Below are 7,037 nucleotides of genomic sequence, written 5' to 3' on the forward strand. Positions count from 1 at the left end.
CAGGGACGATCAGATAGACCCCGAGCGGCTGGCCGACTTCCTGCACTGCGGCTCCGCCCTGGACGACGCGACGCTGCTGAGGGCGTTCGTCTACCAGGTGAGCGTGAGCGACGAAGAGTGCATAGTGACGCTGAACTACGACGTGGAAAGCAACGAACCCGCCAGACTTGACGTCCAACGGGTTCGTACAAAATGCAAATGGTGCCCTAGGCAGGGTTCGAACCTGTGGCCTTCTGCTCCGGAGGCAGACGCTCTATCCAACTGAGCTACTAGGGCGTATCTACCTATTATACGCTACTATCGCCCGAATGGGCCCGAAAAAGAAATGAGTGTGAACATGACCGAAACCATCACCATCGAGCGCATGGGCTACGGCGCCGAAGCGGTCGGGCACCTGTCCGACGGCAAGACCGTGTTCGTCGAAGGCGGCGCTCCGGGCGACGTGGCAGGCGTGGAAGTGGTCGAGAACAAGCCGACGTTCGCCCGCGCCCGCATCGCCAAGCTCGAGCAGCCCGGCGCGTGCCGCGTGATGCCGAAGTGGGCCGAGCCCGCGGCCAGCGGCGCGGCTCCATGGCAGCATATCGCCAACGACGCGCAGCTTGAGGCCAAGCGCGCCAACGTGGTGGCCGCGCTCGCCCGCACGGGCGGCTTCGGCGACGCCGCGGCGGAGCTGGTGGCGCCGTGCCTTCCCTCTAAGCGTCAGTGGGGGTACCGCAACAAGCTGGAGCTGGGTGCGCAATGGGATGCCAAGGGCACGTTCAACCTGGGCTTTCATCAGGAAGGAAGCCCCGATGTGATGCAGGCGCTGTCCTGCCCGTTGGCCCACGACGCCATCGCGAAGGCCCCCAAGGCGCTGCGCGGGGCGCTTCGCTATCTGCAGGGTTCCGACGACCTGGGCATCTTCCGCGTGGGCGTTCGCACGAGCGTGCGCACCCGCGAGACCGAGATCGCGCTGTGGACGCGCCCGTCGGGCTTCCCGCGCGCGGCGGCCGCCAAGATGCTGAAAAGCTCGCTCAAGGCCACCAGCGTGGTGCGCGTCATCGCCGACCCGGGCAAGGCGCGCAAGATCAAGGGCCTTGAGGTGCTCGACGGCAAGGGCTGCTGGCAAGAGCAGCTGCTCGGCGCGCGCTACGTGGCGCATGCGCCGTCGTTTTTCCAGGTGAACACCGCACAGGCCGAAAAGCTCATGGAGCAGGCCATCTGCATGCTCGGCGGAAGCGTGGGCCAGGACGGCCCCGAGGGGCTCGATGGGCTGCTCGTCGCCGACCTGTATGCGGGCTGCGGCACGTTCGGCGTGGCCATGGCGCGCGCCGGCGCCGATGTGATCGCCGTGGAGTCCGCGGCCTCCTCGGTGCGCGACCTGCGCCGCAACGCCGACGAGAACTACGTCGACATCGACGTGATCGGCGGCGACGCTGCCCGTGAGCTGCCCGAGCTGGGCGGCCTGGACGCGCTGGTGGTCGACCCGCCGCGCGCGGGCCTTGCCGACGGCGTGCCGGCCGACATCGCCGCCGCCCGCCCGGGGCGCGTGGTCTACGTCAGCTGCAACCCCGCAACCTGGGCGCGCGATGTGCGCCGCTTCGAGGACGAGGGCTACCGCCTGGAGCGCGTGCAGCCCGTCGACCTGTTCCCGCAGACCTACCACGTGGAGCTGGTCAGCTGCTTCGTGCGCGGCTAGACGCCGGCGCGGTTGCGCCGGGGTCCGGGCTCGCGCGGTCTGCGGGAGCGCCCGCACGGCGCCTTCGAGCCGCTCGCCGGCGACCCGGCCCCGTTTGTGCGTTCTACGGTTTTTCCCCGCAGGCGTTTTCAGGTTTCGCCGCGCCCGGTCCCAAGCTGCTAAACTACACATCACGAGATTCGTTTAAAGCAACGCCCGCCTTCTGCGCGGGCGTTTTCGCGAAGGCCTCCGGCAAACGTCGGGGCCGGCTTGAGAAAAGGAGAAGTCCCATGGCTTTGTACACTCCCGCGTACCAGCCCACCGGCGACGAGATCGCCGTCATCAAAACCTCCAAGGGCGACATCCGCGTGCAGCTGGCGGGCAAGGACGCCCCCATCCACGTCGGCAACTTCGTCGAGCTTGCCACCAAGGGCTTCTACGACAACCTGAAGTTCCACCGCTACGTGCCGGGCTTCGTCATCCAGGGCGGCTGCCCCAACACGCGCGACCTTGATACCGACCAGGTCATCGCCGCCGCCGGCAATCTCTTCGCCGGCCTCGGCACCGGCGGTCCGGGCTACTGCATCAAGGAGGAGTATTCCACCAACCCCAACAACCACCATGCCGACGGCGCGCTGGCCATGGCCCGCAGCCAGAACCCCGACTCCGCGGGTTCGCAGTTCTACCTGTGCCTGGGCGCCCAGCCCATGCTGGATAGCGGCTACACCGTGTTCGGCCAGACCATCGAGGGTATGGACGTCATCGCCCAGCTTCGCGTCGGCGATGTGATCGAGGGCATCGAGATCGAGAACGCCGCCGAATAACCTGCCTAGCCGCAGTATTCCGAAGCGTACAAGATAGCGAAGGATCCAGATGAACAACCAGTTATTCCAGCAAGCCCGCGCAGCTTACGCGCAGAAGGACTTCCAAGGCGCCTTGGAGGCCTACCAGCAGTGCTTGCAGGACGAGGCAAGCCCCCTTGCCCCCGGCGAGATGGGCCAGCTCTACCACCAGATGGGCAACTGCCTGGTGAAGCTCAAGCAACCCAACGAGGCCATCCAGGCCTACGGCCAGGCCGTTGCCGATGAGGCCTACGACGCCCGCGGCGGCGTGCATTACAACCTGGGCATGGCCTATGCCGCCCTGCACGACTACGAGGACGCTGTGGCCAACTTCGAGGCCGCTGCATCCGATGCGAAGTACGATTCCGCCTACAAGGCCTACACGGGCATGGGCAACGCGCTTCTGAAGATGGGCAAGACCGCCGAAGCCGGCGTGGCGTTCCGCAACGCCGCCCTTGACGAGGCCAACCCCGATCCCACCAAGGCCCTGCTGAACCTGGGCGTGTGCTTCATGGCGCTCAACCGAGCAGCCGATGCGGTTTCGTCCTACGAAAGCGCCCTGCAGTTCGACATGCAGCCCGAGATGCGCAACCGCCTGTACGCCAACCTCGGCCAGGCCTACGTCGCAACCGGGCAGATGCAGAAGGCCGTCAACGCCTTCGAGGAGTCCATCGCCGACAAGACGTACTTCCTGTCCGACTCCGCAAGCGTCGACTACCAGCGCGCGGTGGCCGCCGTCGCCCAAGGCACGTCCGAGATCACCCAGGTCATGGCTCCGGTCTCGGTTCCCGGTGGCGCAGCGCCCTCCGATTCGGCCGACCTCTCCGGCATCGATGTGGCGGCCGACGGCTCTGCCATGTACGCCGAGCAGGATCCTTATGCCGCTCAGCAGGCCGACCCGTACTACTACGGCGACCCCTACGCCGCCGATGCCGGCCAGTACGGCGCGGCAGCAGGCGACGATCGCTTCTTCAGCGCCTCCGACGAGGAGCTGGAGCAGTGGTCCAAGGGCGTTGCCAAGCGCGACCGTAAACGTCGCAACGTGGGCCTGAAGATCTTCGTCGTCATCATCCTGCTCGTGGTGGTGGCCTTCGGCGGCGCGCTGTTCATGTACACGCAGGGTTGGGGCTACCCCAGCCAGGATAGCGTGGCAACGCAGCTGTTCGCCGACCCCGATAACGCCTCTGCGCTGTATTCCGCCGAGGTCAGCGACACGTCCGCCGCTTCCATGACCAACTCGCTGGTGAAGGATTCCGCTCCTGTCATCAACGCCGTGGAGAAGTCCATGACCGATTCCACCGTGTACGTGACCGCCGAGACCGACGGCGGCGGGCAGATGCAGTACAAGCTGTCCATGGTGCGCGACCTCATCGGCTGGAAGGTCAGCAACGTGGAGCTGTACTTCCCCAGCCAGAACTAACGGCTCGACGAGCTGCGGGCTTCGCGTCCGGGCCTGTCGCTAAACGGCTCGATGCGCAGTCGGGCATCGAAGCCGCAACCAAGGTAACCTGCGCCCGTGGAAGCGGGCGCTTGGGATAAGAGATAAGAAGAAAGGTACCAATCATGGCTATCCAGAAGACCTACAGCATGATCAAGCCCGACGGTGTGCGCAACGGCCACATCGGCGAGATCGTCAACCGCTTCGAGCGCGCCGGCCTGACCGTCGAGCGCATGGAGCTGGGCATGGTGACGCTTGACCAGGCCAAGGCCAACTACGCCGAGCACGAGGGCAAGCCGTTCTACGACGGCCTCATCTCCTACATCACCTCCGGCCCGGTCGTGAAGATGGTCATCTCCGGCGAGGGCGCTGTCGCCAAGGTGCGCACCCTCATGGGCGCCACTAATCCGGCTGAAGCTGCCCCCGGCACGATTCGCGGCGACTTCGGTCTGATTATGGACGAGAATGTTATTCACGGCTCCGACTCCCCGGAGTCCGCTGAGCGCGAGATCGGCATCTTCTTCGCATAAGCCGACCGGCATCCTGCAACTTTGGAAGCCCTTTGCCCGCTCAAGCGGGCAAAGGGCTTTTTGATTAGGCGGTATGCTGGATTATTGTTCGCGCGTGTTGCCATCGGCACGCTGCCTTAAGGGGGTGGCCGTGCCGCCTGCAAGCGTCCCGCGGTTCGCCGTGCAGGCGCTTGCGATATCGGAGCCCGCAATGCCGTAAGACGAGAAACGGATGAAACATGCTCTATCGAGTTTTCGACGCCGCGGAGCTTCCCGCATTGGTGTCGGCATTCATGGACGGCTACGAGGTCGTGGCCCCCGTGAAGCGCGGTGCGCACTATTCGTTCGAGGCCATCAGCTCGCCTGACGAGATGGACCTGGCCTACGACACCACGCTCGCATCGCCGAAGCGCTACTTCCTTCCTCCCACTGAAACGCTCATGCGTTACAACGCCGCCACCAACGAGGTGGCCGATTTCCAGGAGGAAGTGATCCCGCGTGTGATCTTCGGCGCCCATGCGTGCGACATCAACGCCATCAACCGCTTGGACCTGGTGTTCCGTGACGGGCGTTATCCCGATCCGTACTACAAGGCCCGTCGCGCCGCCACGTTGATCGTGGGCGTGTCGTGCAGCCCCGATTCGGATTGCTTCTGCAACCTGTGGGATGCCGACGAGGCGCGTTTCGGCTATGACCTGTTCCTCCATCGCCTGGGCGACAAATTCCTGGTCAGCATCTCCAGCGTCGAGGCCGCCAACATCCTTGAGTCCGCCGTTGACCTGCGCGACGCCACCAACGAGGACCGTATCGAGTTCCGCCACGCCACGCGTGCGCGCCAGGCGGCGTTCAATCCCGACATCCCCGAGATCCAGGACGTTGCCATGCTCATGGACGCGTTCCACTCCGACCCGTTTTGGGAGGAGCTGGGCAGCAAGTGCCTGGCCTGCAACGCCTGCGCCGCCGTGTGCCCGACGTGCTTCTGCTTCGATATCCAAGACGTGCTCGACCCCGACGGGCAAACCGGCGAGCGCCAGCGCATCTGGGACGCGTGCACCTCGCCGCAGTTCGCCGTGGTGGCCGGCGGCCATAACTTCCGCCCCACGGGCCGCGAGCGCGTGCGTCACCGCATGTATCACAAGCTCAACGGCTTTTTGGCCACCTACGACCGCATGCTGTGCGTGGGCTGCGGCCGCTGCGTGAAGGCGTGCAAGGCCGATATCAACCCCATTCGCGTGCTGGAGTTCTTCGAGAAGAAGGGGGCCGAAGGTGCCTGCTAACACCGATTTCAACCCCGTGGTCGTATCGCCGTACCACGATGAGCCGGCTGCCATGACGGGGCAGGAGCTTATGGCCGCCAACCCGTATCGTCCGTGGCCGGCGCGCATCACGTCCATCACCGAGCTGACGGCGACCGAGAAGCTGTTCGAGTTCCGCCTGATCGACGAGCGCATCCGCGAGGCGTTTCGCCACGAGCCCGGCCAGTTCGTCGAGCTGACCATCTTCGGCGTGGGCGAGGCCCCCATCTCCATCTCGTCGAGCCCCTCGAAGCGCGGCTTCATCGAGCTGTGCGTGCGCCGTGCCGGCCGCTTCACCGAGGCGCTGCACAAGATGCAGTGCGGCGACATCGTGGGCATCCGCGGGCCTTTCGGCCGCGGCTTCCCGTTCGAGGAGATGAAGGGCCACGACATCCTGCTGGTCGCCGGCGGCCTGGGCATCGCGCCGCTTCGCAGCCTCATCAACAACATCCACGACGAGCGCAGCGACTTCGGCAAGGTCACCATCATCTACGGTTCGAAGAACCCCTCCGAGGTCATGTTCCGCAACCAGTTCGAGATGTGGCGCCACCGCAAGGACTTCGACCTTTACCTGACCGTCGACAACCCCGACGACACGTGGGACGGCGAAGTGGGCCTGGTCACCAAGCCTTTCGAGCATCTGGAGATCAGCCCGGCGAACACCTTCGGCGCGGTGTGCGGCCCGCCGGTCATGTATCGCTTCGTGGTCGCCGAGATGCGCAAGAAGGGCATCAGCTACGACCACATCTACATGAGCTTCGAGCGCCACATGAAGTGCGGCATGGGCAAGTGCGGCCACTGCCAGATCGGGCACCAGTACTGCTGCATCGACGGGCCCGTGTTCAACTATTGGGAAGCGAAGAACATCCAGGGGTCGATGTAGATGGGAGGCACGAACATGGGATGCGGAAACGACGAGCGCCAAGCGCGCGACTTGCCGCGCGTTGTGGTGGTCGGGCTTGCCAGCTGCTTCGGCTGCCAGCTGCAGATCACCAACGTCGAGCAGCACCTGACCGACGTGCTCGGCCAGATCGACCTGCGTTATTGGCAGCTGGCTTCCAGCGAGCCCATGCCGGAGGAGTTCGATGTGGCCGTCATCGAGGGCGCCGTGACCACCGAGGAATCCGAGGCCACGGTGCGCAAGCTGCGCGAGCGCGCCAAGTGCGTCATCGCCTTGGGCGCCTGCGCCGCCACGGCGGGCATCCCCGGCATAGCCGCGCGCAACTTCTTCAAGCGCCCGAGCCAGGTGTACAAGGACGTGCCCGCGGCGTGCGGCTCTATGGGGGTACCGCGCCC

The 7,037-nt window shown here is 65.3% G+C and carries 6 protein-coding genes, 1 tRNA gene and 1 pseudogene; 7 read left to right on the plus strand and 1 reads right to left on the minus strand.

The features are described 5' to 3' along the window. Positions 1–199: 199 nt before the first annotated feature. Positions 200–276, minus strand: a tRNA-Arg gene (locus Q0H50_RS07505). Between the two features lie 61 nt (positions 277–337). Here Q0H50_RS07505 and rlmD point away from each other — a divergent pair. From rlmD to Q0H50_RS07540, 7 genes and pseudogenes are all read left to right on the plus strand, one after another. Then, a complete protein-coding gene (rlmD, locus tag Q0H50_RS07510; protein WP_294421020.1) occupies positions 338–1,678 on the plus strand; it encodes a 23S rRNA (uracil(1939)-C(5))-methyltransferase RlmD in 1,341 nt (446 codons plus the stop codon). Positions 1,679–1,947: 269 nt separating this feature from the next. After that, the gene (locus Q0H50_RS07515; protein ID WP_294421013.1) at positions 1,948–2,481 is read left to right on the plus strand and encodes a peptidylprolyl isomerase; all 534 of its coding nucleotides are present in this window, start codon (positions 1,948–1,950) and stop codon (positions 2,479–2,481) included. A 49-nt stretch (positions 2,482–2,530) separates the two neighbouring features. After that, positions 2,531–3,919, plus strand: coding sequence for a tetratricopeptide repeat protein (locus tag Q0H50_RS07520; RefSeq protein ID WP_294421016.1), 1,389 nt, complete (start codon positions 2,531–2,533; stop codon positions 3,917–3,919). A 143-nt stretch (positions 3,920–4,062) separates the two neighbouring features. Further along, a complete protein-coding gene (gene ndk / locus Q0H50_RS07525; RefSeq protein ID WP_042434618.1) occupies positions 4,063–4,467 on the plus strand; it encodes a nucleoside-diphosphate kinase in 405 nt (134 codons plus the stop codon). 218 nt (positions 4,468–4,685) lie between these two features. Then, positions 4,686–5,723, plus strand: coding sequence for a 4Fe-4S dicluster domain-containing protein (locus Q0H50_RS07530; RefSeq protein WP_294421018.1), 1,038 nt, complete (start codon positions 4,686–4,688; stop codon positions 5,721–5,723). Then, positions 5,713–6,624, plus strand: coding sequence for an FAD/NAD(P)-binding protein (locus tag Q0H50_RS07535; protein WP_042434614.1), 912 nt, complete (start codon positions 5,713–5,715; stop codon positions 6,622–6,624). Before Q0H50_RS07530 ends, Q0H50_RS07535 begins: the two co-directional genes overlap by 11 nt. Beyond that, positions 6,625–7,037 (plus strand): annotated as a pseudogene (locus Q0H50_RS07540) (hypothetical protein); the annotation flags it as partial. It abuts the gene before it with no gap.

It is taken from the genome of uncultured Senegalimassilia sp. (assembly GCF_934632265.1).
Classification (GTDB): Bacteria; Actinomycetota; Coriobacteriia; order Coriobacteriales; family Eggerthellaceae; genus Senegalimassilia.